Source organism: Roseovarius sp. SCSIO 43702 (assembly GCF_019599045.1).
In the GTDB taxonomy this organism is placed as follows: domain Bacteria; phylum Pseudomonadota; class Alphaproteobacteria; order Rhodobacterales; family Rhodobacteraceae; genus Roseovarius.
The window spans coordinates 533611-560596 of the sequence record NZ_CP080623.1; the positions used below are offsets into that span (position 1 = coordinate 533611).

General features: G+C 64.6%; 24 protein-coding genes. 15 read left to right on the forward strand and 9 right to left on the reverse strand.

From position 1 onward, the window contains the following. Positions 1-115: 115 nt before the first annotated feature. Together msrB and msrA are read left to right on the forward strand one after the other, a co-directional pair. A complete protein-coding gene (gene msrB, locus K1T73_RS02425; protein WP_220602413.1) occupies positions 116-565 on the forward strand; it encodes a peptide-methionine (R)-S-oxide reductase MsrB in 450 nt (149 codons plus the stop codon). Next, entirely contained in the window at positions 562-1068 is a 507-nt protein-coding gene (msrA, locus tag K1T73_RS02430) for a peptide-methionine (S)-S-oxide reductase MsrA (protein WP_220602414.1), read from the forward strand. The genes msrB and msrA overlap by 4 nt, the downstream gene beginning before the upstream one ends. Positions 1069-1132: 64 nt before the next feature. Here msrA and K1T73_RS02435 read toward each other — a convergent pair whose 3' ends face one another. Next, entirely contained in the window at positions 1133-2623 is a 1491-nt protein-coding gene (locus tag K1T73_RS02435) for an AMP-binding protein (RefSeq protein ID WP_220602415.1), read from the reverse strand. Positions 2624-2688: 65 nt separating this feature from the next. On the opposite strand from K1T73_RS02435, the gene K1T73_RS02440 reads away from it, so the two are divergent. Continuing rightward, on the forward strand, positions 2689-3612 hold the full coding sequence (locus K1T73_RS02440) for a DMT family transporter (RefSeq protein ID WP_220602416.1): 924 nt from the start codon (positions 2689-2691) through the stop codon (positions 3610-3612). A gap of 72 nt (positions 3613-3684) precedes the next feature. Then, complete coding sequence (locus K1T73_RS02445) at positions 3685-5061, forward strand: NAD-dependent succinate-semialdehyde dehydrogenase (protein ID WP_220602417.1); 1377 nt, start codon at positions 3685-3687, stop codon at positions 5059-5061. Positions 5062-5308: 247 nt separating this feature from the next. On the opposite strand, the gene K1T73_RS02450 is transcribed toward K1T73_RS02445, so the two are convergent. The 5 genes from K1T73_RS02450 to K1T73_RS02475 form a co-directional block, all read right to left on the reverse strand. After that, complete coding sequence (locus K1T73_RS02450; protein ID WP_220602418.1) at positions 5309-6634, reverse strand: FAD-binding oxidoreductase; 1326 nt, start codon at positions 6632-6634, stop codon at positions 5309-5311. After that, a complete protein-coding gene (locus K1T73_RS02455; protein ID WP_220602419.1) occupies positions 6631-7446 on the reverse strand; it encodes an ABC transporter permease in 816 nt (271 codons plus the stop codon). The genes K1T73_RS02450 and K1T73_RS02455 overlap by 4 nt, the downstream gene beginning before the upstream one ends. 190 nt (positions 7447-7636) lie before the next feature. Further along, positions 7637-8464, reverse strand: a complete 828-nt coding sequence (locus K1T73_RS02460) for an ABC transporter permease subunit (protein ID WP_409077741.1) — start codon at positions 8462-8464, stop codon at positions 7637-7639. A gap of 298 nt (positions 8465-8762) precedes the next feature. Continuing rightward, positions 8763-9887, reverse strand: coding sequence for an ABC transporter ATP-binding protein (locus K1T73_RS02470; RefSeq protein WP_220602420.1), 1125 nt, complete (start codon positions 9885-9887; stop codon positions 8763-8765). Positions 9888-9980: 93 nt separating this feature from the next. Next, entirely contained in the window at positions 9981-11066 is a 1086-nt protein-coding gene (locus K1T73_RS02475) for a polyamine ABC transporter substrate-binding protein (RefSeq protein ID WP_220602421.1), read from the reverse strand. A 128-nt stretch (positions 11067-11194) separates the two neighbouring features. Between K1T73_RS02475 and K1T73_RS02480 the strand changes: the two genes are divergently transcribed. Next, positions 11195-11896 carry a GntR family transcriptional regulator gene (locus tag K1T73_RS02480; RefSeq protein WP_220603584.1) on the forward strand — a complete coding sequence of 234 codons (702 nt, stop codon included), beginning with the start codon at positions 11195-11197 and terminating at the stop codon, positions 11894-11896. 128 nt (positions 11897-12024) lie between these two features. Then, positions 12025-13419 carry an aspartate aminotransferase family protein gene (locus K1T73_RS02485; RefSeq protein WP_220602422.1) on the forward strand — a complete coding sequence of 465 codons (1395 nt, stop codon included), beginning with the start codon at positions 12025-12027 and terminating at the stop codon, positions 13417-13419. A 60-nt stretch (positions 13420-13479) separates the two neighbouring features. Here the strand turns inward: K1T73_RS02485 and K1T73_RS02490 are convergent, their stop codons facing one another. Together K1T73_RS02490 and K1T73_RS02495 are read right to left on the reverse strand one after the other, a co-directional pair. Beyond that, positions 13480-14952, reverse strand: a complete 1473-nt coding sequence (locus K1T73_RS02490; RefSeq protein ID WP_220602423.1) for a hypothetical protein — start codon at positions 14950-14952, stop codon at positions 13480-13482. A 219-nt stretch (positions 14953-15171) separates the two neighbouring features. Beyond that, positions 15172-16356, reverse strand: coding sequence for a M24 family metallopeptidase (locus K1T73_RS02495; protein ID WP_220602424.1), 1185 nt, complete (start codon positions 16354-16356; stop codon positions 15172-15174). A 266-nt stretch (positions 16357-16622) separates the two neighbouring features. Here K1T73_RS02495 and K1T73_RS02500 point away from each other — a divergent pair, with 266 nt between their 5' ends. The 5 genes from K1T73_RS02500 (at position 16623) to K1T73_RS02520 (ending at position 22270) form a co-directional block, all read left to right on the forward strand. After that, on the forward strand, positions 16623-17723 hold the full coding sequence (locus K1T73_RS02500) for an ABC transporter ATP-binding protein (protein ID WP_220602425.1): 1101 nt from the start codon (positions 16623-16625) through the stop codon (positions 17721-17723). A gap of 111 nt (positions 17724-17834) precedes the next feature. Further along, a complete protein-coding gene (locus K1T73_RS02505; RefSeq protein WP_220602426.1) occupies positions 17835-18944 on the forward strand; it encodes an extracellular solute-binding protein in 1110 nt (369 codons plus the stop codon). A gap of 101 nt (positions 18945-19045) precedes the next feature. Then, positions 19046-19333, forward strand: a complete 288-nt coding sequence (locus K1T73_RS02510; RefSeq protein ID WP_220602427.1) for a DUF1330 domain-containing protein — start codon at positions 19046-19048, stop codon at positions 19331-19333. 1 nt (position 19334) lies between these two features. Further along, the gene (locus K1T73_RS02515) at positions 19335-21059 is read left to right on the forward strand and encodes an ABC transporter permease (RefSeq protein ID WP_220602428.1); all 1725 of its coding nucleotides are present in this window, start codon (positions 19335-19337) and stop codon (positions 21057-21059) included. Positions 21060-21064: 5 nt separating this feature from the next. Next, positions 21065-22270, forward strand: coding sequence for an ABC transporter permease (locus K1T73_RS02520; RefSeq protein ID WP_220602429.1), 1206 nt, complete (start codon positions 21065-21067; stop codon positions 22268-22270). 75 nt (positions 22271-22345) lie between these two features. Here the strand turns inward: K1T73_RS02520 and K1T73_RS02525 are convergent, their stop codons facing one another. Beyond that, positions 22346-23212 carry a branched-chain amino acid aminotransferase gene (locus tag K1T73_RS02525; RefSeq protein WP_220602430.1) on the reverse strand — a complete coding sequence of 289 codons (867 nt, stop codon included), beginning with the start codon at positions 23210-23212 and terminating at the stop codon, positions 22346-22348. Between the two features lie 165 nt (positions 23213-23377). Here K1T73_RS02525 and K1T73_RS02530 point away from each other — a divergent pair, with 165 nt between their 5' ends. The 4 genes from K1T73_RS02530 to leuD all read left to right on the forward strand — a co-directional run bounded on the left by K1T73_RS02530 (position 23378) and on the right by leuD (position 26842). Continuing rightward, on the forward strand, positions 23378-23875 hold the full coding sequence (locus K1T73_RS02530) for a MarR family winged helix-turn-helix transcriptional regulator (RefSeq protein ID WP_220602431.1): 498 nt from the start codon (positions 23378-23380) through the stop codon (positions 23873-23875). Then, complete coding sequence (locus K1T73_RS02535; protein WP_220602432.1) at positions 23872-24573, forward strand: response regulator; 702 nt, start codon at positions 23872-23874, stop codon at positions 24571-24573. The genes K1T73_RS02530 and K1T73_RS02535 overlap by 4 nt, the downstream gene beginning before the upstream one ends. 263 nt (positions 24574-24836) lie before the next feature. Next, positions 24837-26237 carry a 3-isopropylmalate dehydratase large subunit gene (gene leuC, locus K1T73_RS02540; protein WP_220602433.1) on the forward strand — a complete coding sequence of 467 codons (1401 nt, stop codon included), beginning with the start codon at positions 24837-24839 and terminating at the stop codon, positions 26235-26237. Next, positions 26237-26842, forward strand: a complete 606-nt coding sequence (leuD, locus tag K1T73_RS02545) for a 3-isopropylmalate dehydratase small subunit (protein ID WP_220602434.1) — start codon at positions 26237-26239, stop codon at positions 26840-26842. The genes leuC and leuD overlap by 1 nt, the downstream gene beginning before the upstream one ends. Positions 26843-26986 lie beyond the last annotated feature (144 nt).

The following is a 26986-nucleotide window of genomic DNA, read 5'->3' on the forward strand; positions in this document are numbered from 1 at the left end:
ACGTGCTACGTGGACGGCGCATCCCCGGATCACCCAAGGGTGAGGCGCCTGAAATAACCCTTTGCTTTGGCGCGCGCGGCCCCAAATAATGCTCACACCTACGGAGGACAGATTCATGGCGAAATACGAAAGATCGCCCGACGCCATCGCGGCCCTCGATCCCGAACAGTATCACGTCACCCAGGAAAGCGGCACCGAGCGCCCTGGCACGGGCAAGTATCTCGACAACAAGGAGCCGGGCATCTACGTGGATATCGTCTCGGGCGAGCCGCTTTTCGCGTCCGCCGACAAGTTCGAAAGCGGTTGCGGCTGGCCCAGCTTCACCAAGCCGATCGAGCCTGCCCATGTGAACGAATTGCGCGACACGTCGCACGGCATGGTCCGCACCGAGGTCCGCTCGACCCATGGCGACAGCCACCTGGGCCACGTCTTTCCGGACGGGCCGCGGGATCGCGGCGGGCTGCGCTACTGCATCAATTCGGCCTCGCTCCGGTTCATCCATCGCGACGACATGGAGGCCGAGGGCTATGGCGAATATCTTGACCAAGTGGAGGATGTGACATGACCGAACGCGCCGTTCTGGCCGGGGGGTGCTTCTGGGGGATGCAGGACCTGATCCGCAGGCTCGACGGGGTCATATCGACCCGCGTGGGCTATACCGGCGGTGACGTTCCGAACGCCACCTATCGCAACCACGGCACCCATGCCGAGGGGATCGAGATCCATTTCGACCCCAAGCGCATCAGCTACCGCGACCTGCTGGAGTTCTTCTTTCAGATCCACGATCCGACCACGCCCAACCGCCAGGGCAACGATGTGGGCATGTCCTATCGCTCCGCCATCTACTACGTGGACGACGAGCAGAAATACGAGGCGCTGCGCACCATCGCCGATGTCGAGGCATCGGGCAAATGGCCCGGCAAGGTCGTGACCGAGGTGGAGCCGGCGGGCGACTTCTGGGAGGCCGAGCCCGAGCATCAGGACTACCTGCAACGGTTTCCGACGGGGTACACCTGCCATTTCCCGCGCAAGCAATGGGTGCTCGATCACACGCGCGAGAAGGCCTGAGCCGAAAGCGCTTCGCCTTTGACCTGGGACATCGGGTAAAGGCCAAATGCGCGCAACGCTGATGTTACTTGAAAAGCCCTGCGTGCGCGTCGCGCAGGGCTTTCTTCTGCACCTTGCCCATCGTGTTGCGCGGAAGCTCTTCGGCAAAGACGATGCGCTTGGGGTGCTTGAACTTCGCGAGGTCGCCCAGCGCGCCCATGATCGCGGCCTCGTCCACCTCGCCCGCGCGCACCACCACGGCGACCACGGCCTCGCCGAAATCGGGATGCGGCACGCCGATCACGGCGCTTTCTCGCACGCGGCCCACCTCGTCGATCACCGCCTCGACCTCCTTGGGATAGACGTTGAAGCCGCCGGTGATGATCATGTCCTTCTCGCGCCCCACGATGGTCACGTAGCCATCCGCGTCGACAAGGCCCTGGTCGCCGGTGATGAACCACCCGTCCGGGCGCAGCTCCTCGGCGGTCTTCTCGGGCATTCTCCAGTAGCCCCGGAAAACGTTCGGCCCCCGCACCTCGATCACGCCGATCTCGCCCGTTTGCACCTCGCGTCCCTCGGCCATCACCCGCAGTTCCACCCCCGGAAGCGGAAAGCCCACGGTCCCCGCCCGCCGCTCTCCGTTGAGCGGGTTCGAGGTGTTCATGTTGGTCTCGGTCATGCCATAGCGTTCGAGGATGCGGTGCCCCGTCGCCGCCTCCCACCGCTCATGCGTCTCGACCAGGAGCGGGGCCGAGCCCGACACGAAAAGCCGCATGTTGGCGGCCCGCTCCCGCGTGAGGCCGGGATGCTCCAGGAGCCGCGTGTAGAAGGTCGGCACCCCCATGAGCGCCGTGGCGCGTGGCATCGCGTCGATGATCGCGTCCGCGTCGAAGCGCGGCAGGAAATGCACCGAGCACCCGGCCAGCAGCGCCACGTTCGTCGCGACGAAAAGGCCATGCGTGTGAAAGATCGGCAGCGCGTGGATGAGCACGTCATCGGCGGTGAACCCCCACACCTCGCGCAGCGTCTCCGAGTTCGAGGCAAGGTTCGCGTGGCTCAGCATCGCGCCTTTCGAACGTCCCGTGGTGCCCGAGGTGTAGAGGATCGCGGCAAGGTCGTCCGCGTCCCTGGCCACCGCCGCGGCGGGTGCCTCGCTCGCGGCCGCCCCCACCAGGGTCCCGCCGCCACCCGCGTCGAGCGTCATGACCCGCGCATCTCCGGCGATGCTCCGCGTCCCGCCCTCGCGCGCCGGATCGCAGACCACCACGCGCGGCTCGGCGTCGCCGGTGAAATAGGCCACCTCGGCCCCGGTATAGGCGGTGTTGAGCGGCAGGAACACGCCCCCCGCCATCACCGTCCCGAGATAGAGCTGTACCCCTTCCAGCGATTTCTCCACCTGCACCGCCACCCGGTCGCCGGGCGCGACGCCCGCACGGACCAGCGCCGCCGCCATCCGCGCCGCGCCGTCGAACAGCGCACCATAGCTCATCTCCGGGCCGTCGGGGCGCGTGGCGAAAACCCTGTCGCGCGGGCCCGCGGCGGCAAGGCGTCGGATCAGATAATTCGCGTCATGCATCGGCGTCGCTCCTTCCCTTGACCTTCCATGCCCGAAGGCGCAGACCAAAGGCAAGGAGGCCCGTCATGCAGCCTGTCAAAGGTATCGCGCTCAAGCTCTGCGCCGTCATCCTCTTCATCTGCATGGCCTCGCTCATCAAGGCCACCTCGGATCACGTGCCGCCCGGCGAGGCGGTGTTCTTCCGCTCGTTCTTCGCGATACCCGTGATCTTCGTCTGGCTCGTGATGCGGGGCGAGCTGCGCACCGGGCTGAAGGTCGTCTCGCCCATGGGCCACTTCTGGCGCGGCTTCGTCGGCACGGCCGCCATGGGGCTGAGCTTCACCGCGCTGGGCCTGCTGCCGCTGCCCGAGGCGACGGCGCTGGGCTATACCGCCCCGCTTCTCACGGTGGTTTTCGCGGCGATGTTCCTCGACGAACGCGTGGGCGTCTTTCGCATCAGCGCGGTGACGCTGGGGCTCGTGGGCGTCGTCATCGTCCTCAGCCCGCGCCTGACCGCCTTCGGCGGCGAAACCGTCTCGACGGCGCAGGCGCTCGGTGCGCTCGCCGCGCTCACCGGCGCGGTCTGCGCCGCGCTGGCCCAGATCTACATCCGCAAGCTCGTCGCGTTCGAGCGCACCTCGGCCATCGTCTTCTACTTCTCCCTCACCTCCAGCATCCTCGCGGCGCTCACCGCGCCCTTCGGCTGGGTCATGCCCGACGCGCCCGAGTTCGCGATGCTCGTCGCCGCGGGGCTGCTGGGCGGGACGGCCCAGATCTTCCTGACCTCCTGCTACCGTTTCGCCGATGCCTCGGTCGTGGCACCCTTCGATTACGCCTCGATGATCTTCGCGCTCGTCATCGGCTTCTTCGTCTTCGACGAGGTGCCCACCGGCCCGATGCTGGGCGGCGCGGCGATCGTGATCTTCGCGGGTTGCCTGATCATCTGGCGCGAGCGGCAACTGGGCCTGCGCCGGGCCCGCGCCCGCGCGGTCAAGACGCCCTATGGCTGACACGGCCATCATGGAACAGCACCCGCACCCCGCACGTTGACCGGTAAATCCCCGCAACGACGTGAGGACGCCATGAGCAACACGATCGAGACGATCAACCCGACCGACGGTTCGGTCATCGACACCTACGAGACCATGGAAAGGGCCGAGGTGGAACGCCGCATCGAGGCGTGCCACGAAGCCTTTCTCGACTGGCGCAGGAAAAGTCACGAGGAGCGCGGAGAGATCATCCGCGCCATCGGACAGGGCCTGCGCGACAACAAGGATGAATTCGCCCGCCTCATGACCCGCGAGATGGGCAAGCTGCTCTCGCAATCCGAGCAGGAGATCGAACTTTGCGCCGCGATCTGCGACTACACGGCCGAGACCGGCCCCAAGGAACTGGCCCCCGAGGACCGCGAGATCGACAGCGGCCAGCGCGGGCGCGTGGTTCATGCGCCGCTAGGCGTGATCTATGGCATCCAGCCTTGGAACTTCCCCTGCTACCAGGTCGTGCGCTACTCCATCGCGAACCTCATGGCCGGCAACGGCGTGCTTCTGAAACACGCGGCCAACGTGACGGGGTCGGGCCTCATGGTCGAGAAGATCTATCGCGAGGCGGGCCTGCCCGAGGGGCTCTTCGCCACGCTCATCATCAGCCATGACCAGTCCGACGAGGTCATCAAGCACGAGCTCGTGCGCGGCGTGACCCTGACCGGAAGCCCCGACGCGGGCCGCCACGTGGCCGAGAAGGCCGGGGCCGAACTCAAGAAAACCGTGCTCGAGCTCGGGTCGAACGACGCCTATCTCGTGCTCTCGGATGCCGACCTCGAAACCGCGGTCGAGACCTGCGTGCAGGGCCGGATCTACAACAACGGCGAAACCTGCATCGCCGCCAAGCGGTTCATCGTGGTGGACAGCCTCTATGACAGGTTCCGCGACGCCTATGTCGAGAAGATGAAGGCGCTGAAGCACGGCGATCCGATGGGGGACGATGCCGATCTCGGCCCCATGGCGCGCGAGGATCTGCGCGACGACCTGCACGAGCAGGTGCAGGAAAGCGTGAAGAAGGGGGCCAAGGTGCTCTGCGGCGGCGAGATGCCCGAGGGCAAGGGCTGGTTCTACCCCGCGACCGTGCTCGACAACGTGGAGCCGGGGCAGCCGGCCTATGACGACGAGCTTTTCGGCCCGGTCTCATCGCTCATCCGGGCCAAGGATGACGCGGACGCCATGCGCATCGCCAATGACAGCCGTTTCGGCCTGGGCGGCGGCATCATCTCGGGCGATACCGAGCGCGCGATGAAACTGGCCGAGGAAGAATTCGACACCGGAATGGTCTTCATCAACGGTTTCGGCCTCGCCACGCCCAACATGCCCTTCGGCGGGGTGAAGGACTCGGGCTATGGCCGCGAACATGGCGGGTTCGGGATGAAGGAATTCACCAACGCCAAGGCGGTTCTGGTGATGTAAGCGTTTGAGGGCAAAGCCCTCAAACGCGCGCCGCAAGTGGATTGCCCCCGGCAATCCACGTCAGGCTAACAAGGTGCCGCAAGTGGATTGCCAAAGCGTTTGCCACGCAAACGCGCGCCGAAAGTGGATTGCCTCCGGCAATCCACGTCAGGCCCCGCCTGCCATAAGGCGCCAACACAGCCCCAAACCAAGCGCAAAGCGCGCCGGGCGATCGCCCGGCGCCCGACAGCGCGACCGCCGCTTGCCCTCAATCCCCGCGCAGCGTGGCCCACGCATACAAGGGCCACATGAGCTTGCGTCGGAACGGCCCCAGCGGCATCCGCTCGGGTGGCCGTTTCATGATCTCGGGATGCAGCAGCTTTCCCGACCGCCCCATCACCTGGTCCCCCAGAAGCGCGCCGGCATAGCTTGCCATCGCGACGCCGTTGCCGTGATAGCTCATCGAGACGAACGCATCCGGCATCTCGGGAATGGGCCCGGTATAGGGCGTGCGGTCCCATGAAATGCTCAACAGCCCGTTCCAGTAATGCTCGACCTCGACATGGCTCCAGGCGGGGAACATCCGGTCGAAATGCCCCTTGATGACCCCCAGCATATGCGCGTCCCCCTGCGGAGAACAGCGCAAGCCCGCCCGCATCCCGAAGAGCATCCGGTTGTTCGGCATCAGGCGGAAATAATGCAGGAAGAACCGGTCGTCGTAACACATCTGGTTCGTGGTCCAGCCCTGCGCGCGCAATTCCTCGTCGGTCATGGGCCGCGTGACGATCACGTTCGATTGCGTGGGCAGGTATCGCGCGCGCATCCACTCCGGCAGGTCGTCCGAGGAATAGCCGTTCGTCGCCATCACCAGCCGCCCGGCGCGCACCGTGGCCTGCGGCGTCGTGACGGTATAGCCGTCCCGCCCCTCGATCCCCTGGACCGGGCTCTGGCCATAGATCCGCACCCCCGCGTTCATCGCCGCCCGGGCGAGGCCGTTCACGTATTTGACCGGGTTGACCGCCTGTCCGATGGGCAGGTTGAGCGCGGCAAAGAACGGACCCTTCATGCCGTTCTGCGCAAGCTCCGCCTCGGGCGTGATCGTGGGCGCGACGCCGTAATCCTCCTCGAGCTGCCGCGCCCGCGCCTCGAACCCGTCGGCCGCCTTTCTCGTATGCGCCATGAGGCTCTCGCCCTCGGAATGGGCGTCCACCTCCATCCCGTGACGCGCCATCAGCTCTTGCGCGAACGCGACCGAGGCCAACTCGGCCCGGCACCACTCCTTGCGCGCATCCTCGCCATAGGTCCGCCGCAGCGCCTCGTCGCTCGCCGCCGACCCCCCGAGACAGCAGAACCCGCCATTGCGCCCCGACGCGCCCCAGCCCGGATACTCGGCCTCCAGCACGACCACGTCCGCGCCCGCCTCGGCCATCCTCAGCGCACAGGACAGCCCGGTGAACCCCGCGCCCACCACGATCACGTCCGCCGCGAGCTCGCCCTCCGCGCGCGGCACCTCCACCGGGGCGGCGGTCGTGGGCCAGTAGCAGTTCGCCCGTGGCGCGGGGCCATAGGCATGGGCGGGATAGATCCGGCTCATGCGTGCACCGCCGCGCGCTCTTCGGCCTCCTGTCGCAGGCTCGCGCGCTTCGAGATGAGCGACGCCGCGATCACGCCCACCGTCACGATCCCGATCATGATGGTCGAGAGCGCGTTGATCTCGGGGCTCACGCCAAGGCGCACCGCCGAGAAGATCTTGATCGGCAGCGTCGTGGCCGACGGGCCCGCCGTGAAGGACGCGATCACCAGGTCATCGAGCGACAGCGTGAACGCCAGGAGCCAGCCCGAGATCACCGCCGGCGCGATGATGGGCAGCGTGACGAGGCGGAACGCCTCGAACGGCCCGCACCCGAGGTCCAGCGCCGCCTCCTCGAGCGAGCGATCGAAGCTCACCAGCCGCGACGAGACCACCACCGAGACATAGCACATCGAGAACGTGGTATGCGCCAGCACGATGGTCAGCACCCCCCGGTCGAGCCCGATCCCGATGAACAGCAACAGCAACGACAGGCCCGTGATCACCTCGGGCATCACCAGCGGCGCGTAGATCATGCCGGAGAACAGCGTGCGCCCCACGAACCGCCCCGCCCGGACCAGCACATAGGCCGCCATCGTGCCCAGCACCGTCGCGATGGTCGAGGAGAAGACCGCGACCTTGAGCGTGACCCATGCCGCATCGAGGAACGCCTCGTTCCGGATCAGCTCGCCATACCACCGGGTCGAGAACCCGCCCCAGACCGTCACCAGCTTCGAGTCGTTGAAGCTGTAGATCACGAGGATCACCATCGGCAGGTAGAGAAACGCGAACCCGAGCGTCAGCGAGACCGTGTTGAACCATGTCGTGCGCGTCATGTCCGCTCTCCCCCGTCCCGGGCCTGACCCGGGACCTCGCTCATTGCGCGAAGGCCCCGGCTCGGCGGCCGGGGCGTGTCAGCAATGCGAAAGGTCATGTCCGCATGCCTCCCGTCCCGGGCTTGACCCGGGACCTCGCTCATTGCCCAAAGGTCCCGGCGCTCCGGCGGGGGCGCGTCCATCATGCGGCTCATCCCTCGGCCTCCCTCTGTTTCTGCTGGTTGCGCTGGAACAGGATGATCGGGATGATCAGGATGAGGAGCAGGATCACCGCCACCGCGCTCGCCACCGGCCAGTCGCGGTTGTTGAAGAACTCTTCCCAGAGCACCTTGCCGATCATCAGCGTCCGCGATCCGCCCAGCAGAGACGGGATGACGAACTCGCCCAGCGCCGGGATGAAGACGAGAAACGACCCCGCGATGATCCCCGCCTTCGAGAGCGGCACCGTCACCAGCCAGAAGGCCGAGATGCGCGAACAGCCCAGGTCCTCCGCCGCCTCCAGAAGGCTCACATCCATCCGCTCGAGCGAGGAATAGATCGGCAGGATCATGAAGGGCAGGTAGGTATAGACGATTCCGATATAGACCGCGACATTGGTGTTGAGGATCGTCAGCGGCTCCGAGATCACGCCGGTCCAGAGCAGCACCTGGTTGAGATACCCCTCGGTCGAGAGGATCCCCATCCACGAATAGACCCGGATCAGGAACGAGGTCCAGAAGGGCAGGATCACCAGCATCAGGAGCGTCGCGCGCCAGTGATGCGGCGCGTTCGCCATGCCGTAGGCGATGGGATAGCCCACCAGAAGGGTGAGGACCGTCGAGATGGCCGCGATCTTCAGCGACGACAGGTAGGCGAGGAAATAGAGCGGGTCCTCGACGACCACGAACTCGGGCGTGATCGGCAACAGGAGAAGCGCAAGACCGGCCAGAAGCGCCACGCCGACGGCACCCACCGCAAGGGCGGTCAGCACCGCCGCCGCGGTGTCGAGGATCGTGTGATCATCGCGGTCGAGCACCATCACATGACGCAACCGCGGGAACACCATCAGGAAGATACCGCCCAGCGCCAGGACGCCCAGGAAACCCGCGAAGACCGCGCCCGCGCCGATGAACTCGAAATTCTCGAAGTCGAGCCCGGTCACGAAATCGCGAATGCCTTGCCATCCCTGGCCGAGGTCGAGCGTCGGGGTATAGGGCGGAATCGCCAGCGCGATGTCGCTCAGGCTGATCTTCAGGACGATGACGAAGGGAACGAGGAACAGCGCCAGAAGCCACAGGTAGGGGACGGCGATGAGCGTCCATTTGCGCAACATGCCCTCAGCCCTCCAACAATACGCCGGCGGTGTCGGTCCAGCTCAGCCAGACCGTGTCCTCCCAGCTGAAAGGCCGCATCGACAGGCGCCGGGTGTTCGCGGCCTGCGCCTTGATGATCTGGCCGTTGGGAAGCTTCACGTGATAGGTCGAGAGGTTCCCCAGATACGCGATGTCGAGGATCGTGCCGCGCACGGCGTTCGCGGCATCCTGCGGCTTCTCTGCACTGATCGCGACCTTCTCGGGCCGGATGGCGATGTATCCCGTCTGCCCGTCGTTGAGGCTCCGGTCGGACTTGACGTGCAACTCCGGTTGCCCTTCGGCAAAGCGCAGGTCATATCCGTCCTCCCGGCGCGTGACGCGGCCCTCGATGATCGTGACGTCCCCGATGAAATCCGCGACGTAGACCGAATTCGGCGCCTCGTAGATATTGGCCGGCGTGTCGGCCTGGATGATCTTGCCGTGATCCATCACCGCCACGCGGGACGCCACGGTCATCGCCTCCTCCTGGTCGTGGGTGACGATCACGAAGGTGGTGCCGGTCTTTTCCTGGATGTCCATCAGCTCGAACTGCGTGTCCTGCCGCAGCTTCGCGTCCAGCGCGCCCAGGGGCTCGTCGAGAAGCAGCAGCTTGGGCGCCTTGGCGAGGCTGCGCGCCAGCGCCACGCGCTGCCGTTGCCCGCCCGAGATCATGTGCGGCTTGCGCTGCGCGAATTTTTCGAGCCGGGTGAGCTTCAGCATCTCGGCCACCCGTTCCTCGATCTGCTGCTTCGGCATCCGGTCCCGCTTGAGCCCGAAGGCGATGTTGTCCCAGACCGAGAGATGCGGGAAAAGCGCGTAGGACTGGAACATCATGTTCACCGCGCGCTTGTTGGGCGGGATGGGGGCCATGTCCTGCCCGCCGAGAAGGATCGTTCCCTCGGTCGGCGCCTCGAACCCCGCGAGCATCCGCATCATCGTGGTCTTGCCGCATCCCGACGGGCCGAGCAGGGCGAAAAATTCCTTGGCGTAGATGTCGAAGCTCTGGTCGTCGATCGCCGTGAAGGAGCCGAAACGCTTGGTCACGTTCCTGAACTGGATGAGCGGCGTCTCGTTCGGATCGTTCCACGGCTCAAAGGTCTTTTCGCCCATGTGTGTCGCTGTCCCTGTCTGAGGCCCCCGTTCTGCTGCCGGGGGTAAGAAACCCGCGCGGATGCGTCCGCGCGGGTTGGTCTTTCCGGATCGTCAGGTGCCTGACTTGATCTTGGTCCAGAGCCGCGTGACGCCGCGCTGGGTCTTCGCCGGGTAGGGCGTCGTCGTGTAGAGATTCTCCAGCGTCTCCTCGTCGGGGTAGATCGCGGTGTCCTCGATCACGTCCTCGACCAGGTATTGCTGGCTCGTCTTGTTGCCGTTCGCGTAATAGACGTAGTTCGACGCGGCGGCGATGTTCTCGGGCTCCATGATGAAGTTGAGGAACTTGTGCGCCCCGTCGGGGTTCGGTGCATCGACCGGAATCGCCATCATGTCGAACCACATCAGCGCGCCTTCCTTCGGCGCGTGATAGGCGATCTCGACACCGTTGTCGGCCTCGGCCGCGCGGTCACGGGCCTGGAGGACATCCCCGGACCAGCCGAACGCCACGCAGATATCGCCGTTAGCCAGCGCGTTGATGTATTCCGAGCTGTGGAATTTCTGCACGTAGGGCCGCACCGCCGTCAGAAGCGGCTCGACCTTCTCGATGACGTCCATGTCGTGGCTGTCGGGATCCTCGCCGATATAGGCCAGCGCGGCGGGGATGAGTTCGACGGGCGCGTCGAGGAAATGGACCCCGCACTCGGCGAGCTTCTCCATGTTCTCCGGCTCGAAGATCAGCGAGAGCGAGTTGACGGGCGCATCCTCGCCCAGCACTTCCTTCACCTTGTTCACGTTCACGCCGATCCCCGTGGTGCCCCACATGTAGTTGATCGCGTGCTCGTTGCCCGGGTCGTACTGGTCCGTGCGCTCCTGGATCACGTCCCACATGTGCTCGCGGTTGGGCAGCTTGGAATCGTCGAGCTTCTGGAACGCGCCCGCCTGGATCTGGCGCTGGAGGAACGTGCCCGAGGGCACCACCACGTCATAGCCCGACCCGCCGGCCAGCATCTTGGTCTCCAGAACCTCGTTGCTGTCGAACACGTCATAGACAAGCTCGAGGCCCGTCTCCTGCTCGAACTTTTCGAGCAGCGATTCGTCGATGTAATCCGACCAGTTGTAGACGCGCACCTCTTCGGCCTGCGCGAATGTCGCGCCGAAGGCGAGGGCGGTCGTTGTCGTCATCAGAAGTTTCTTCATCGGTATCTCCCTATTCCCGGCACTTCTCCTGCACCGTTGCGGCGGATTTGATCAAACTATCTCCGCCGATGCAATATGGTAATGCTTTCACGGTGCCGTTAAACTCGCAAGGAATGGCACGGATGGACATGAACGGAGTGACCGGAAACGTGACCGAGATTGCGCAGATCGACACCGGGGGCAGGACGGCGCAGGCGAACCTTCCCGCGCACGAGGTCGTCTACCGCAAATTGCGGGCGATGGTGCTTTTCGGAGACCTTTCGCCGGGGCAGGCGGTGACGATCCAGGGCCTCGTGGACCAGCTCGGCGTCGGCATGACCCCCGTGCGCGAGGCGATCCGCCGGCTCGTGCCGCAGGGCGCGCTTGAATCCCGTGGCAACCGCCGGGTCAGCGTGCCCCTTCTGGAGGCCTCCAGCATCGCCCAGATTATCATTGCCCGTCAATGGCTTGATCCCCATCTGGCGCTCAAGGCATGCGAACGGGCGAGCGACGAGGACGTGGCCGATCTCGCCGCGCTCGACGAACGGCTCGATCGGGCGATCGAGGACGGCGATCACCGCGCCTATCTCGAGCTCAACTACCGCTTCCACCGCCGCATCTACGACATGGCCGACGCGCCGATCCTGGCCGAGATGGCCGAGGGGCTGTGGCTCCGCTTCGGCCCCTCCATGCGCGTCGTCTGCGGACGCGTCGGCACCCAGAACCTGCCCGACCGCCACAAGGACACCGTCGAGGCGATGCGCGCCCGCGATGCCGAGGCCGCGGCGCGCGCCATCCGCGAGGACGTGTTGCAGGGAATGGAGCAATTGCGCGCCGCCTTCGACGGCTGAACGGCGGAGACCCGATTCGGTTGACTTCCCCGAATTTGATCATATCCTGACCCGCAATGTGTCTCCGGTCCGGCCCGCACGGCCCGAAGACCCCCTCCCATCTCAGCCCATTCCGGAAAGGGTCCGCCATGAACATGCTCACCAACCACCTTCCCACCGACGAGCTTCAGAAGCTCGACGCGGCGCATCACATGCATCCCTTCACCTCCGGCACCGAACTGGCCGGCAAGGGCGCGCGCGTGATCACCCGTGCCAAGGGCGTCACCCTGACCGACAGCGACGGCAACGAGATGCTCGACGCCATGGCGGGGCTCTGGTGCGTCAATATCGGCTATGGCCGCGACGAACTGGCCGACGCGGCCGCGCGCCAGATGAAGGAACTGCCCTACTACAACACTTTCTTCCACACCACGCACGTGCCGGCCATCGCGCTTTCGCAGAAGCTGGCCGAGCTCACGCCGCCGCATATCAACAACGTCTTCTTCGCGTCCTCCGGCTCCGAGGCCAATGACACCAACATCCGCCTCGTGCGCACCTACTGGGCCGAGAAGGGCCACCCCGAGAAGAAGATCATCATCACCCGCCATAACGCCTATCACGGCTCCTCCGTGGGCTCCGCGTCGCTTGGCGGGATGAAGCCGATGCATGCCCATGGCGGCCTGCCCATCCCCGACATCCACCACATCGACGAGCCGAACTGGTATGCGGCGGGCGGCGACATGTCCCCCGAGGATTTCGGGCTCGAACGCGCGCGTCAGCTCGAGACGGCGATCGAGCATTACGGCGCCGACCGCGTCGCGGCCTTCATCGGCGAGCCGGTGCAGGGCGCCGGCGGCGTCATCATCCCGCCCGAGACCTACTGGCCCGAGATCGAGCGTATCTGCCGCAAGCACGACATCCTCCTCATCGCGGACGAGGTGATCTGCGGCTTCGGCCGGACGGGCAAGTGGTTCGGCTCCGAAACCATGGGCATCACCCCCGACATCATGACCATCGCCAAGGGGCTTTCCTCGGGCTACGCGCCCATCGGCGGATCGCTCCTGTCGGACGAGGTGGCGAAGGTGATGAACGATTGCGATTTCGCCCACGGCTACACCTATTCCGGCCACCCCGTCGCCTGCGCCGTCGCGCTCGAGAACCTGCGCATCCTCGACGAGGAGGGCATCGTGGACCGCGTCGGCTCCGAAACCGCGCCCTATGCCAAGGAGAAATGGGAAAGCCTTGCCGATCACCCGCTGGTGGGCGAGGCGCGGATCATCGGCCTCATGGGGTCCATCGCGCTTTCGCCCGACCCGGCGAACCGCGCGCCCTTCAAGGCCGATACCGGCACCGCCGGCCTCATCTGCCGCGAACATTGCTTCAACTCGGGCCTCGTCATGCGGCACGTGGGCGACCGCATGGTCATCTCGCCGCCGCTGGTCATCACCAAGGACGAGATCGACACGCTGGTCGACCGCGCGTGGCAGGCCCTCGACAAGACGCACAAGGACCTGAAGGACAAGGGGCTGATGGAAGCGGGTTAACCGCCATCACCGGATAACGAAAGGCGCCGCTCCGAAAGGGGCGGCGTCTTGCGTTTCCCCTCACAACACCCTCTGTTCCAGCCCCCACCCCTTCCGCTCGGCGCAGTTCGGGTCGGTCAGGAACCTGTGAGGAAAGCCCAGTTCGGGGTCGAGGATCGACTCCGTCCTGTCCCCGAACAGCTTGCGCTGAATCGGCCCGTCCGCGGGGATATAGCTGTCGCGCCGGGACAGGGGGTCATGAGACTTGTAGCCGAGATAGTAGACAAAGCACCAATGCCCGGTCTTGTATTTCTTGGACTTGAGCGCCCATCGATACGTGCAATCCCGTCCTCCCGACCTCGGGCATCTCAACCACCATCCCGCCTTGTTGCGCGGCTTCTGGCACGGGACCTCTTCCTTGATGACCATCTCGGCGCCCACCTCTGCCTTGCGCATCGTCTTCTGCAACGCATAGATATGAAACGCGCGTGAGAACTCGCGCGTGATCGGGCTGAAATCCTCGGGCCAGTCCAGTTTTTTCGACATGATAAGCCCGCCGAAGCGGTTCAGCAGGCCCCAGTCGCCGTTGATCTTCGCGTGCTGCTTGCCCAGCATGGTCAACTGCGCCGACCAGAGCTTGGTCAATTCCCCTTTCATACCGGCGATCGTGGCCGTCGTCTTGGCCGTGGGATCGGGCAGCCCGGCGGCGGTGACATCCCACAGCGCCCGCAGAAGCCCCGCGGCCTTGCCCGCCGGTCCGCCCACCGCGCTCGATGCGAAACCGGCCAGCTTCCACATCGTGCCTATGATCAGTGTCACCTTGGCCGAGGATTTCATCCCCAGGTAGGTGCCGCCCAGAAGCTCGAGAAACCCGAAATTCAGGTCCGTCTGCCGGTCGTTCAGCATCATCAGGTGCCCGCTGTCGCCCAGCCATTCACGGGTGAAGCCGAAGAACAGGATCTCGGTCTCCAGGTGTTCGACCACCGGGTCCCAGTCCCTCGCCTTTATCCTCCAGGGGCGCTTCATGTTGCGGATGCGCTCGGGCTTGATCGTGACGCCGCGATCCTCCTTCGGCTCGGTCCCGAGCTTCTTGCAGATATGCGCATAGGCCTTCGCCGCGCCGCCCTCGTACTGGTCTTCGGGAAAATCCTCGCCCGAGGCCTGGGTCTCGAAAATCTTCTTGAGGTCGGGGAAAGGGTCGTCCGCATTCGCGGTCTTCGGCAATCGCAGAAGAAGGATCAGGCTCTCCAGCGCGTCGTCTTCCGTCTCGTTCGCCGCCGGTGGCGCAAGGGCAGGCGGGTGGGGCGACAGCATGAAGCGTTCGTTCCGCAGGCCGTCGATGGCCTCCTTGAAGGCCGACAGGCTTTCGCCGTTCTCGTCGGTCTCGTCGAACATGACCACCACGCGCGGATCGGTCCCGTCATCGCTCGGCGGCCCGAGGTTCTTGAGCGTGACGTCCGGCCGATCCGCGAACCCCTCGGGAAGGCGGCTCGCAAGGCGGGTCAGAAACGGAACGGCGCTACCGCCCCCCGTCTGGATCAGGTAGTGCCGCATCGGGTGCCATCCTTTCATGGGGTTCGGATGGGTATCCATAGCACGAAACGGGCGAAATTCGGATTCGCGCCGGTTTCGGGCGGCTGAACGCACCGCCCGCACTGCTAACACCTCCCCCGGAGGCCCTTCCACCGACACGATACCGACGTGGATACCGACGTGGATACCGACGCGGGTTTCGGCCGTTAACCCTTGAAAATCAGGTGATTCGGCGAAGGGTTAATTCTTGACGAAGAGTTTGCGCTCCATGTCACAGAAACATTCCGGCGGCCCGTCCTCCCGGATCAGGATCGACTCGGTGATCTCGAGGCCCCAGTCGCTCATCCAGAGCCCCGGCATGAAGTGGAACGTCATCCCCGGTTCCAGCACCGTCTCGTCCTCCGCCCGAAGCGAGATCGTGCGCTCGCCCCAGTCGGGCGGATAGCTCAGCCCGATCGGGTAGCCGCAGCGCGCGCCGCGTTCGATCCCTGCTTTTTCAAGGGGTTCGGCCAGCGCGTTGGCGATGTCGCAGGCCCGGTTTCCCGCGCGCGCCTTCTCGAGCCCGGCCTCCAGCCCCTCGACCAGCGCCGCCTCGGCGCGGCGGAACGTGTCGTCCGGCGTGCCCAGGAAGATCGTCCGGCAGAAGGGCGCGTGGTAGCGGCGGTAACATCCCGACGTCTCGAAGAACGTCGCCTCCCCGCTGGCGAAGGGCCGCCCGTCCCAGGTCAGGTGCGGCGCCGCCGCGTCCGACCCCGACGGCAGCAGCGGCACGATGGCCGGATAATCGCCCCAGGCCTCCTCGGTCCCCCGGATCGCGTCGCGATAGATTTCCGCCACCACCTCGTTCTTCGGCACCCCCGGCTCGACCCGCTCGAGAAGCCCCTCGGTGATCTTCTGACTGATCCCCGCGGCCTTGCGGATAAAGGAAATTTCCGCCTCCGACTTGATAGCCCGCTGCCAGTTCACCAGCGCCGTGGCATCCGAGAACCGCGCGTTCGGAAGCGACGCCTGAAGCACCTGCATCGCCTTGGCCGAGAAATAGTAGTTGTCCATCTCGACGCCGATCCGATCCGACCCGTGCCCCATGTCCTCGAGGAACGCGGCCAGGTCCTGCATCGGATGGCGCACCGTCGATTGCACGAAGTTGTCCGCGTATCCCCGCACGCAGTCATCCTCCATCCACACCGTCCGAAGCGCCCCGTTCGCGTCCTGTCTCCGGCCCCACCAGACGGGGTCGCGATCGGGAAAGACGATCACCCCCTGGTGCACGTAGAACGACCAGCCGTCATAGGCCGTGAGCCAATGCTGGTTGGACGGATCGGTGACGAACAGAAGGTCGAGCGAGGCATCTTCCATCGCCGCGCGGGTCTTGGCCAGGCGCCGATCATACTCGGCGCGCTCGAAGGGGATGTCTTTGCGAATCATGATGGTCCTTTGGAAGGCAGGTGCTGGTCCTGCCCGAGAGTGCCGAAATCGAACCGCCGGCGCACTCCCTTTCTTCGCCCCGCGTCCCACGCGACGATGCGCCCGCGCTCGGGCCGCCTTTCACCGCATGCGGGCGTCGCAAACTGCCCGTGAATCGCCGCAAGCCGCTTGCATCCGCGGCTCGAACACGCTTTAGTCTCCTCTCAACGCGGAACAACCGCGACACTGAACAAAGAAAAGACGACGCAAGAAACGGGGAGCCACCTTTGGCTGACAACAAGAACGGCGATGCATTCGTCGAATTCGACCGGGTGCAGAAAAGCTATGACGGGGAGTCGCTGGTCGTCAAAGACCTGAACCTGTCGATCCCGAAGGGCGAGTTCCTTACGATGCTGGGGCCGTCCGGCTCGGGCAAGACCACGTGTCTGATGATGCTCGCCGGGTTCGAGACCGCCACCCACGGGGACATCCGTCTCGATGGCGTATCGATCAACAACATCCCGCCGCACAAGCGCGGGATCGGCATGGTGTTCCAGAACTACGCGCTCTTTCCCCACATGACGATCGCCGAGAATCTCAGCTTCCCGCTCGAGGTTCGCAAGATCGGGAAGTCCGAGCGCGAGCAGAAGGTGAAGCGCGCGCTCGACATGGTCGAGATGGGCCGTTTCGGCGGGCGTCGCCCCGCACAGCTTTCGGGCGGTCAGCAGCAGCGTATCGCGCTGGCGCGCGCGCTGGTGTTCGAGCCTGAACTCGTCCTGATGGACGAACCTCTCGGTGCGCTCGACAAGCAGCTTCGCGAGAAGATGCAATTCGAGATCACGGACCTCGCGCATCGCCTGGGCATCACCGTGGTCTATGTCACGCATGACCAGACCGAGGCACTGACCATGTCGGACCGCGTGGCCGTGTTCGACGACGGCCGCATCCAGCAGATCGCGACGCCCGACACGCTTTACGAGCAGCCCGAGAACAGCTTCGTCGCGCAGTTCATCGGCGAGAACAACACGCTGCTCGGGACGGTCAAGAAGATCGAGGGCAAGCAGGCTCTCGTCGAGCTCGACGATGGCGAGGAAATCGACTGCATTCCGATCAACGTGTCCAAGGTGGGCGACAGGACGCGCGTGTCCATCCGCCCCGAACGGGTCGAGTTCAACAAGAGCCGCCTGAAGCCGGGGGTGCATACGCTCAAGGCCGAGGTGAAGGAATTCATCTACATGGGCGACATCTTTCGCACCCGGCTCTCGGTGGCAGGAAACGACGATTTCATCGTCAAGACGCGGAACGCGCCGGACCAGGTGCGCTTGAAACCGGGCGAGCAGATCGAGATCGGCTGGCTGCCCGAGGACTGCCGCGCGCTCGACGCATGAGGAAAGACCTTCTCGCGCCGCCAATCGCAGCGCGGTGAACAGGGGGTCCGGGACATCCACCCGTATCACGGGCCCCTTAGACAAGTAACGGGTAGAATAGGGAGACAAGGAATGAAACTGACCAAAACACTCTTGGCAACGACGGCGCTGACCGTGGTGTCCGGTGCCGCGGGCGCCCAGGACATGGCCGACAAGCTCACGATCGTGTCGTGGGGCGGCGCCTACCAGAAGTCGCAGCAGAATGCGTATCACGAGCCCTACATGGAAAAGACGGGTATCGAGATCATCAATGACGACAGCTCGAACGAGGCCGTGGCCAAGCTGCGCGCGATGAACGAAGCCGGCAACATCACGTGGGACGTGGTCGACGTGGTGGCCGCCGACGCGCTGCGCCTCTGCGATGAGGGTCTCGCGATGGAAATCGACCCTGACGAGATGCTCGCCGCTGCCCCGGATGGCACGCCCGCCTCCGAGGATTTCGGCGAACTGCTGGTGGGTGACTGTTTCATCCCGCAGATCGTTTATTCCACGACCTTCGGCTATCGCACCGACATGGTGCCGGAAGGCGTCGATGCGCCCGACGACGTCTGTGACGTGTTCGACACCGAGACTTACCCGGGCAAGCGCTCGCTCGAGAAGCGTCCGGTCTTCAACATGGAATGGGCGCTTTACTGTGACGGCGTGGCCAAGGACGAGATCTACGACGTGCTGGCCACCGAAGAGGGCCAGGATCGGGCGCTCGCCAAGCTGGACACCATCAAGGACGACGTGATCTGGTGGTCCGCCGGTGCCGACACGCCGCAGCTTCTGGCGGATGGCGAGGTCTTCATCGGCTCGACCTATAACGGCCGCCTGTTCAGCGTGATCGAAGAGCAGGATCAGCCCGTGGCGATGCTGTGGGACATGCAGGTTTTCGATCTGGACGGCTGGATCATTCCTGCGGGTCTGCCCGAGGATCGTCTGAACCGGGCGCTCGACTACATCATGTTCGCGACCGACACGCAGCGCCTTGCGGATCAGGCCAAGTACATCTCGTACGGTCCCGCGCGCAAGTCGTCCGCACCGCTCGTCGGCCAGCACGCCGAGCTGGGCATCGACATGGCGCCGCACATGCCGACCGATCCGGAGAACGCCAAGAACACGTTGCTCTACAACTACGAGTTCTGGGCCGACTATCGCGACGACATCGACGCCAAGTTCCAGGCGTGGCTGGCGCAATAAGCTGATCGGGGATGCGCGTCCTGCGCGCATCCCCACTCCAACAACTCGAGCGCGGGCCACACGTATGGTCCCCGCCATCCGACAGGGACACGAAAGGCGCCATGCCCAAGGGCTACCTCATCGGCCATATCACGGTGCATGATCCGGAGGCATACAGGGAGTATGTCGAGCGGGACACACCGATCCTTGAACGGCATGGTGGCACGTTCATCGTCCGGGGTGGCGCCTCCGAGACACCCGAGGGCGAGACGCTGGATCGTCACGTCGTCATTGAATTTCCAAGCTACGAGGCCGCGCGCGCCGCGTATGAAGATCCCGCCTACCAAGAGGTGGCGGAGATCCGCAGGCGCACCGCCTCGAGCGTAATCGTTTTGGTCGAGGGGACCTGACATGAGCGATGTAACCGACGCCACGACCGGCAAACGCGGCCCTACGCCCGACGATGGCCTCCGTATCGCCGACAGCGATCAGGGCGGGCCGGTCCTTGCCGCCGACGGAACGCCGCTCAAGCGCAGCCTCGCTCGTGCGCTCCGGGTTCAGAAGCTGCGTGCGCTGGGGCTGATCGCGCCGTTGCTCATCTTCGTTCTGCTCTCGTTCATCTGGCCCATCGTCGCGATGCTGATGCGTTCGGTCGAGAACGACATCGTCGGGAACACGCTGCCCTACACGGTCGAGACGATCGAGCAATGGGACACGTCGACCGGCGACCTGCCGCCTGAACCGGTCTACCAATCGCTCTACTACGATCTGTTCCTTGCGACCGAGCTCAAGCGTCACACCCGTCTGGGCACCCGCCTGAACTACGAGAACACGGGCATGTCCTCGCTGTTCCGGCAGACGGGCCGTGCGCTCGACGACGTCGGCAAGGACTACCGCAAGGTCTTCACCGACGTGAACGACGCCTGGCAGGACGGCGAGACATGGTATGCGCTCCTCTCGGGCGACGAGGACGCGACCAAGAATCCCGACCTGGTGGCCGACGCGAAACGCCGCGTGTCTCGGCTTGACGACACGAGCTACCGCGGAGACGTGAATTTCGAACCCGGCACCACCATCTCCGAGCTTCTGCCCCTGACGGCGCGGGAATATGCGGCCTTTGCGGTCGTGACCGAACTGGTGGACGAGGACGAGGTCGCAACGGAGAAACCTTTTGAAAGCCTCTTCGTCGCCCTCGCGTCGGACCTGCAAACCGCGGACCTCTCCGGCTATGACGGCCCGCAGGCCGATCTCCTGCGCGAGCTTCAGGACAGCGGCGCGATCGAGGCGCCCGATTACCAGGCGATCATGGCCGACATCGACAGGGACTGGGCCAATGTCGATACCTGGCGCACGATCGAGACATTCTCGCCGGCGATAACGAGCGGTTACTTCCTCAACGCGATCGACATGCGCATCACGCCCGACGGGCCCAAGGCCCAGCCCGAGGACAAACGCATCCTCGTCACGCTCTTCATGCGCACGCTCGTCATGTCGCTGATCATCACCGGGGCCTGCATCCTGCTGGGATATCCCGTCGCCTGGATTCTCGCGAACCTGCCGATGCGCACGGCCAACCTGCTCATGATCCTCGTGCTCTTGCCGTTCTGGACGTCGCTCCTGGTGCGAACCAGCGCCTGGAAGGTCATGTTGCAACAGCAGGGCGTGATCAACGACGTGCTCGTCTGGCTCGGAATGGTGCCCGATTATGCCCGTCTCGTGCTGATCAACAACCAGACCGGCACGATCATCGCGATGACGCATATCCTGCTGCCATTCATGATCCTGCCCATGTATTCGGTGATGCAGACCATCCCGCCCAGCTACCTGCGCGCGGCCAAGTCGCTGGGTGCAACCAACTGGACGGCGTTCTGGCGTGTCTACTTCCCGCAATCGGTGCCGGGTATCGGCGCGGGCTCGATCCTCGTCTTCATCCTCTCGATCGGCTACTACATCACGCCCGAGATCGTGGGCGGGACCAAGGGTGTCTTCATCTCGAACCGGATCGCCTATCACATCTCCAGCTCTCTCAACTGGGGGCTCGCGGCCGCGCTCGGGACGATCCTGCTGGTTGTCGTGCTGATCCTCTACTGGGCCTATGACAAGATCGTCGGCATCGACAACGTGAAGCTGGGGTGAGCGACATGAAACTGACCGATATTTCCCGCAAACCCCTCGGCTTCGTTGCCGCCTGCTCCGCCGCCGCGGGTGCGTTCCTGGGTCTTTTCGTGGGCACCGCGAATGGCTCGGGCCTACTTGGCCTCGTGATCGGCGCCGTGCTGGTCGGCGCGCTCGCCTTCATTCTGCCGATGATGGGCAACGAGAAGCTGGCCCGCTGGCTCACCGTCGCGCTTTTCGTCGCGCTGGGATTCTTCTTCGGCGGCCTGCCGCTCGCCATTCTCGGGGCGTTCGCGGGCTGGTTCTATGGCTGGTTCATCTTCTGGCTCTACGAGGGCCGCTACCGGGCCAAGCTGCCGCCTTACACCACGGCAGGACAGGTGCTGTGGCACTACACGTTCCGCGTGATCTGCGGCGCGATCTTCGTGTTCCTGATCACGCCGATCCTCGTGGTCATCCCGCTCAGCTTCAATGCCGAGAACTTCTTCACCTTCACGCCCGAAATGCTGCGCCTCGATCCCGAGGGCTACAGCCTGAAACATTACCGCGATTTCTTCACCAACAACGACTGGCAGCGCAGTTTCAAGAACTCGCTCATCATCGCGCCGATCGCCACGATCATCTCCGTGTCGCTCGGCACGCTGGCGGCCATCGGGCTCAGCCAGAGCCACGTGCCGGGGCGTCGCGCGATCATGGCGGTGCTGATCTCGCCCATGATCGTGCCGCTGATCATCTCGGCGACCGGGATGTTCTTCTTCTACTCCGACATCGGCAACTTCCTCGAAGGCACGCTGGGCTTCAACAAGACCTTCGTGGGCTACGTGAAGGTGATCCTCGCGCACGCGGTGCTGGGCATCCCCTTCGTCATCATCACGGTCACGGCGACGCTCGTGGGCTTCGACCGTTCGCTCACGCGGGCCGCGGCGAACATGGGCGCGAACCCGGTGACCACCTTCTTCCGCGTCCAGATGCCGCTCATCCTGCCGGGCGTGATCTCGGGCGGGCTCTTCGCCTTCATCACCTCCTTCGACGAGGTGGTCGTCGTGCTCTTCGTCGGCTCCGCGTCGCAGAAGACGCTGCCCTGGCAGATGTTCACCGGCCTGCGCGAACAGATCTCGCCCACCATCCTCGCAGTCGCGACGATCCTCGTGGTGATGTCCATCGCGCTTCTGACCACGGTCGAGATCCTGCGCCGCCGGTCCGAGCGTCTGCGCGGTCTGTCACCCGGGTAAACGATCAACGTATCCAATGCAGGAAGGGCGGGAGTTGATCCCGCCCTTCGCATTCAGGTCACTGTGTGGCAGCGGTCAGCTTCGCACCATCTTCTCGTAGGCATCCGAGATCTCGCGCGTGAGCGCGCCGACCTCGAAGCGGTAATCGCCGATCTGGCCCACCGGCGTGACCTCCGCCGCGGTGCCCGTCAGCCAGCATTGCTCGAAACCTTCCATCTCCTCGGGCATGATGTGGCGCTCGTGCACCTTGATCTGGCGATCCTCCAGCATCCCGATGACGGTCTGGCGTGTGAGGCCGTTGAGGAAGCAGTCGGGCAGGGGGGTATGCACCTCTCCGTCCTTGACGAAGAAGATGTTGGCGCCCGTCGCCTCGGCCACGTAACCTCGGTAATCCATGAAAAGCGCATCCGAACATCCCTTGGCCTCGGCCGCGTGCTTGGAGGTGGTGCAGATCATGTAAAGCCCCGCCGCCTTGGCATGAACCGGGATGGTCTCGGGGCTGGGCCGCTTCCATTTCGAGATGTCGAGCTTGGCGCCCTTGAGCTTCGCGTCTCCGTAATACGCGCCCCATTCCCAGGCCGCGATCGCCAGGTGGACCGGATTGCGCGCCGAGGCGACGCCCATGTCCTCGCCCGCGCCGCGCCAGGCCACGGCGCGCACATAGGCGTTTTCGTGGCCATTCACGCGCAGCACCTCCTGCTTGGCGGCTTCGATCTCGTCCACGGTCCAGGGGATCTGGAAATCGAGTTCACCGGCCGAGAAGTGCAGACGCTCGGAATGCGCCCGGCTCTTGAAGATCTTCCCGTTATAGGCGCGCTCGCCCTCGAAGACCGAACTTGCGTAATGCATGGCATGGGTCAGGATGTGCACATTGGCCGCGCGCCAGTCCACCATGCGCCCGTCCATCCAGATTGTGCCGTCGCGGTCGTCATATCCCGCCATTGATCCGATCTCCTCGTTTCGATCATATTGTCTTTTGTTGCGCCGGATATGGCCGATGCGGACATAATGTTGCGCAAAACCCTCGATTCGCTAGCAGTCTGCTCTTGGAATGTCAATAAAGCTGACATAACCTGTGCCAGATCGTGAACAGGAGAGGACCCCGGCATGGCGGACGGCAAGGGCGGTGAGACGCTTCTCTTTCTAACCGATGAGCAGTTGCGCCAGGGGATCGAGGCGATGTTCTTCGCCTATCGCGGGTTCACCGCCGACCCCGACCGTATTCTCGAGACCATGGCCTACGGGCGCGCGCATCATCGTGCGCTTCACTTCATCGCGCGCCGTCCCGGCACCACGGTCAGCAACCTGCTGGCGATTCTGGGCGTGACCAAGCAATCGCTGAACCGCGTCCTGCGCACGCTGATCGAGGACGGGCTCGTGGAAAGCAGGGTGGGCCGCACCGACAAGCGAGAGCGCAATCTCTTCCTCACCCCGGACGGCGAAGATCTCGAGCGGCAGCTCAGCGATGCCCAGAGGGCGCGGATGCGAAGCGCCTATCGCGCCGCCGGGCCCGAGGCCGTGGCCGGATTTCGCCAGGTGCTCGAGGCCATGATGGATCCCGACATGCGCCGCCGCTACCGCGCCTTCGGCGAGGTCGACACATGACCGATCCCGCGCCGCACCTCCTGATCGTCGATGACGACGAGCGGATTCGCGACCTCCTGCGCAAGTTTCTCGCGCGGAACGGGTTTCTCGTCTCGGTGGCGCGCGACGCCGCCCATGCGAGGAGGATCCTCTCGGGGCTCGAGTTCGACCTCATCATCCTCGACGTGATGATGCCGGGGCAAAGCGGGGTCGAACTGACCCGCGCCCTGCGCGCCACGCTTGCCACGCCGATCCTGCTGCTGACCGCCAAGGGCGAGACCGACGATCGTATCGCGGGGCTCGAGGCGGGCGCGGATGACTACCTTCCGAAACCGTTCGAGCCGCGCGAATTGCTCCTCAGGATCAATGCAATCCTGCGCCGGATGCCCGAGCCGGAACCGACGACGGTCATGCCCAAGATCCTCAACCTCGGCCCCGTGCGGTACGATATCGAGCGCGCCGAATTGCTGCGTGGCGAAGAGATCGTGCGCCTGACCGCGACCGAGAGCCAGCTGATGCGGATCTTCGCCGAGAACCTGCGCGAACCCGTCAGCCGCACGAAACTGGTCGAGGACCTGGGCCGCGACCGGGGGCAGGCACAGGAACGCGCCGTCGACGTGCAGATCACCCGCCTGCGCCGCAAGATCGAAGCCGACCCCAAGCAGCCCCGCTACCTACAGACCGTCCGGGGCGAGGGCTACATGCTGGCCCCCGACTGAGCGGCGCGGGTGTGACCCTGGGGCAATCCCGGCCTCCTTCCCTGGATACCTGGAGCAGCAGAAAGAGAGGGACCGGTCACCGGCACTTGCGGGTCCGCGATGCAGGTAGTATCTCATGCGTCATGAAACGGATTTTCGATATCTGCGACCGGGCACGCCTTCCCTGGCGGTTCTTCGGTGCGACGATGACGGTGCTCGCGAGGCTATAAGGCCGCGGCTCCGCTCGACTTCGAATTCCATTCATCTTTCCAGGGAGAGGACCCATGTCCCCCAAAACACTCTATGACAAGATCTGGGATGCGCATCTGGTGCATGAGGCCGAGGATGGCACCTGCCTTCTCTATATCGACCGGCATCTCGTTCACGAGGTGACGAGTCCGCAAGCCTTCGAAGGGCTGCGCATGGCGGGCCGCAAGGTGCGCGCGCCCGAAAAGACCATTGCCGTTCCCGATCACAACGTGCCCACCACGCTCGACCGCGAGAACGGAATCGAGAACGAGGAGAGCCGCATCCAGGTCGAGGCGCTCGACCGGAACGCGCGTGAGACGGGGATCCACTATTACCCGGTGTCGGACGTGCGGCAGGGGATCGTGCATATCGTGGGCCCCGAGCAGGGCTGGACGCTCCCCGGCATGACGGTGGTTTGCGGCGACAGCCACACGGCGACCCATGGCGCTTTCGGCGCGCTGGCACACGGGATCGGCACCTCGGAAGTCGAGCACGTGCTCGCCACCCAGACGCTGATCCAGACCAAGTCGAAGAACATGAAGGTCGAGATCACCGGCCAACTCCCGCCCGGCGTGACGGCCAAGGATATCACGCTTTCGGTGATCGGCCATACCGGCACCGCCGGCGGCACCGGCTACGTCATCGAGTATTGCGGCGAGGCGATCCGCTCGCTCTCGATGGAGGGCCGCATGACGGTCTGCAACATGGCGATCGAGGGAGGCGCGCGCGCCGGTCTCATCGCGCCGGACGAGACGACCTTCGAATATGTCAAAGGTCGCCCGCATGCTCCGAAGGGCGCACAGTGGGAGGCCGCGCTCGCCTGGTGGAAGACGCTCTATTCGGACGATGACGCGCATTGGGACAAGGTCATCACGATCAGGGCCGAGGACATCGCGCCCGTCGTCACCTGGGGCACCAGCCCCGAGGACGTTCTGCCCATCACCGCGCGCGTGCCGGATCCGTCCGACTTCACCGGCGGCAAGGTCGGCGCCGCGAAACGTTCGCTCGACTACATGGGACTCGAACCGGGCACGCCGCTCAACGAGGTCGAGATCGATACCGTCTTCATCGGGTCCTGCACCAACGGCCGGATCGAGGATCTGCGCGCCGCAGCCGAAGTGCTCAAGGGCAAGAAGATCAAGGTCAAGCGTGCCATGATCGTGCCCGGCTCGGGCCTCGTGCGCGCGCAGGCGGAGGAAGAAGGGCTGGCCGACATCTTCAAGGAAGCGGGTTTCGAATGGCGTCTCGCGGGTTGTTCCATGTGCCTCGCCATGAACCCCGACCAGCTTTCGGAAGGGGAACGCTGTGCCTCGACCTCGAACCGCAACTTCGAGGGGCGGCAGGGCTACAAGGGCCGCACGCACCTGATGAGCCCGGCAATGGCGGCCGCTGCGGCGGTGACGGGCAAGCTTACCGATGTGCGGGAGATGATGTGATGGAAAAGTTCGAAAAGATCACCGGGGTCGCAGCGCCCATGCCGCTCGTCAATATCGACACCGACATGATCATTCCCAAGCAGTTCCTCAAGACGATCAAGCGATCCGGCCTTGGCGTCAATCTCTTCGACGAGATGCGCTATGACCGGCAGGGCAACGAGAATCCCGACTTCGTCCTGAACAAGCCGCAGTATCGCGAGGCCGAGATCCTGATTGCGGGCGACAATTTCGGCTGCGGGTCGAGCCGCGAGCACGCGCCCTGGGCCATCAAGGATTTCGGCATCCGCTGCGTCATCGCCCCGAGCTTTGCCGACATCTTCTATAACAACTGCTTCAAGAACGGGATCCTCCCGATCGCGCTTCCGCAAGAGCAGGTCGATGTCCTGATGGAGGATGCCGAGAAGGGATCGAACGCTCGGATGACCGTCGATCTCGAGGCGCAGACCGTCACCACGTCGGAGGGCGAGACTTTCCACTTCGAGGTCGATGCCTTCAAGAAGCACTGCCTTCTCGAGGGGCTCGACGATATCGGCCTGACGCTCGAGAAGGCCGCGGCGATCGACGGTTTCGAGAGCAAGGCAAGCATGGAACGCCCCTGGGTCTGACCGCAGGAATCGTCTGAATTCATGCGCGCCCCCGCCGGATTTCAACCTCAGGCGGGGGCTTTTGTGTGCGAAATTCGAAGATTAACAACATGTTGTGGCCTCATCTTGAACCGCCACATTGCTGATCGAATAATGATGCAATAC

Bases quoted from the DNA above. Each gene is read 5' to 3' on its own strand.
- msrB (WP_220602413.1), top strand. From the start codon at position 116: ATGGCGAAATACGAAAGATCGCCCGACGCCATCGCGGCCCTCGATCCC.
- msrA (WP_220602414.1), top strand. From the start codon at position 562: ATGACCGAACGCGCCGTTCTGGCCGGGGGGTGCTTCTGGGGGATGCAG.
- K1T73_RS02435 (WP_220602415.1), bottom strand. From the start codon at position 2,623: ATGCATGACGCGAATTATCTGATCCGACGCCTTGCCGCCGCGGGCCCG.
- K1T73_RS02440 (WP_220602416.1), top strand. From the start codon at position 2,689: ATGCAGCCTGTCAAAGGTATCGCGCTCAAGCTCTGCGCCGTCATCCTC.
- K1T73_RS02445 (WP_220602417.1), top strand. From the start codon at position 3,685: ATGAGCAACACGATCGAGACGATCAACCCGACCGACGGTTCGGTCATC.
- K1T73_RS02450 (WP_220602418.1), bottom strand. From the start codon at position 6,634: ATGAGCCGGATCTATCCCGCCCATGCCTATGGCCCCGCGCCACGGGCG.
- K1T73_RS02455 (WP_220602419.1), bottom strand. From the start codon at position 7,446: ATGACGCGCACGACATGGTTCAACACGGTCTCGCTGACGCTCGGGTTC.
- K1T73_RS02460 (WP_409077741.1), bottom strand. From the start codon at position 8,464: ATGGTGCTCGACCGCGATGATCACACGATCCTCGACACCGCGGCGGCG.
- K1T73_RS02470 (WP_220602420.1), bottom strand. From the start codon at position 9,887: ATGGGCGAAAAGACCTTTGAGCCGTGGAACGATCCGAACGAGACGCCG.
- K1T73_RS02475 (WP_220602421.1), bottom strand. From the start codon at position 11,066: ATGAAGAAACTTCTGATGACGACAACGACCGCCCTCGCCTTCGGCGCG.
- K1T73_RS02480 (WP_220603584.1), top strand. From the start codon at position 11,195: ATGAACGGAGTGACCGGAAACGTGACCGAGATTGCGCAGATCGACACC.
- K1T73_RS02485 (WP_220602422.1), top strand. From the start codon at position 12,025: ATGAACATGCTCACCAACCACCTTCCCACCGACGAGCTTCAGAAGCTC.
- K1T73_RS02490 (WP_220602423.1), bottom strand. From the start codon at position 14,952: ATGCGGCACTACCTGATCCAGACGGGGGGCGGTAGCGCCGTTCCGTTT.
- K1T73_RS02495 (WP_220602424.1), bottom strand. From the start codon at position 16,356: ATGATTCGCAAAGACATCCCCTTCGAGCGCGCCGAGTATGATCGGCGC.
- K1T73_RS02505 (WP_220602426.1), top strand. From the start codon at position 17,835: ATGAAACTGACCAAAACACTCTTGGCAACGACGGCGCTGACCGTGGTG.
- K1T73_RS02510 (WP_220602427.1), top strand. From the start codon at position 19,046: ATGCCCAAGGGCTACCTCATCGGCCATATCACGGTGCATGATCCGGAG.
- K1T73_RS02515 (WP_220602428.1), top strand. From the start codon at position 19,335: ATGAGCGATGTAACCGACGCCACGACCGGCAAACGCGGCCCTACGCCC.
- K1T73_RS02520 (WP_220602429.1), top strand. From the start codon at position 21,065: ATGAAACTGACCGATATTTCCCGCAAACCCCTCGGCTTCGTTGCCGCC.
- K1T73_RS02525 (WP_220602430.1), bottom strand. From the start codon at position 23,212: ATGGCGGGATATGACGACCGCGACGGCACAATCTGGATGGACGGGCGC.
- K1T73_RS02530 (WP_220602431.1), top strand. From the start codon at position 23,378: ATGGCGGACGGCAAGGGCGGTGAGACGCTTCTCTTTCTAACCGATGAG.
- K1T73_RS02535 (WP_220602432.1), top strand. From the start codon at position 23,872: ATGACCGATCCCGCGCCGCACCTCCTGATCGTCGATGACGACGAGCGG.
- leuC (WP_220602433.1), top strand. From the start codon at position 24,837: ATGTCCCCCAAAACACTCTATGACAAGATCTGGGATGCGCATCTGGTG.
- leuD (WP_220602434.1), top strand. From the start codon at position 26,237: ATGGAAAAGTTCGAAAAGATCACCGGGGTCGCAGCGCCCATGCCGCTC.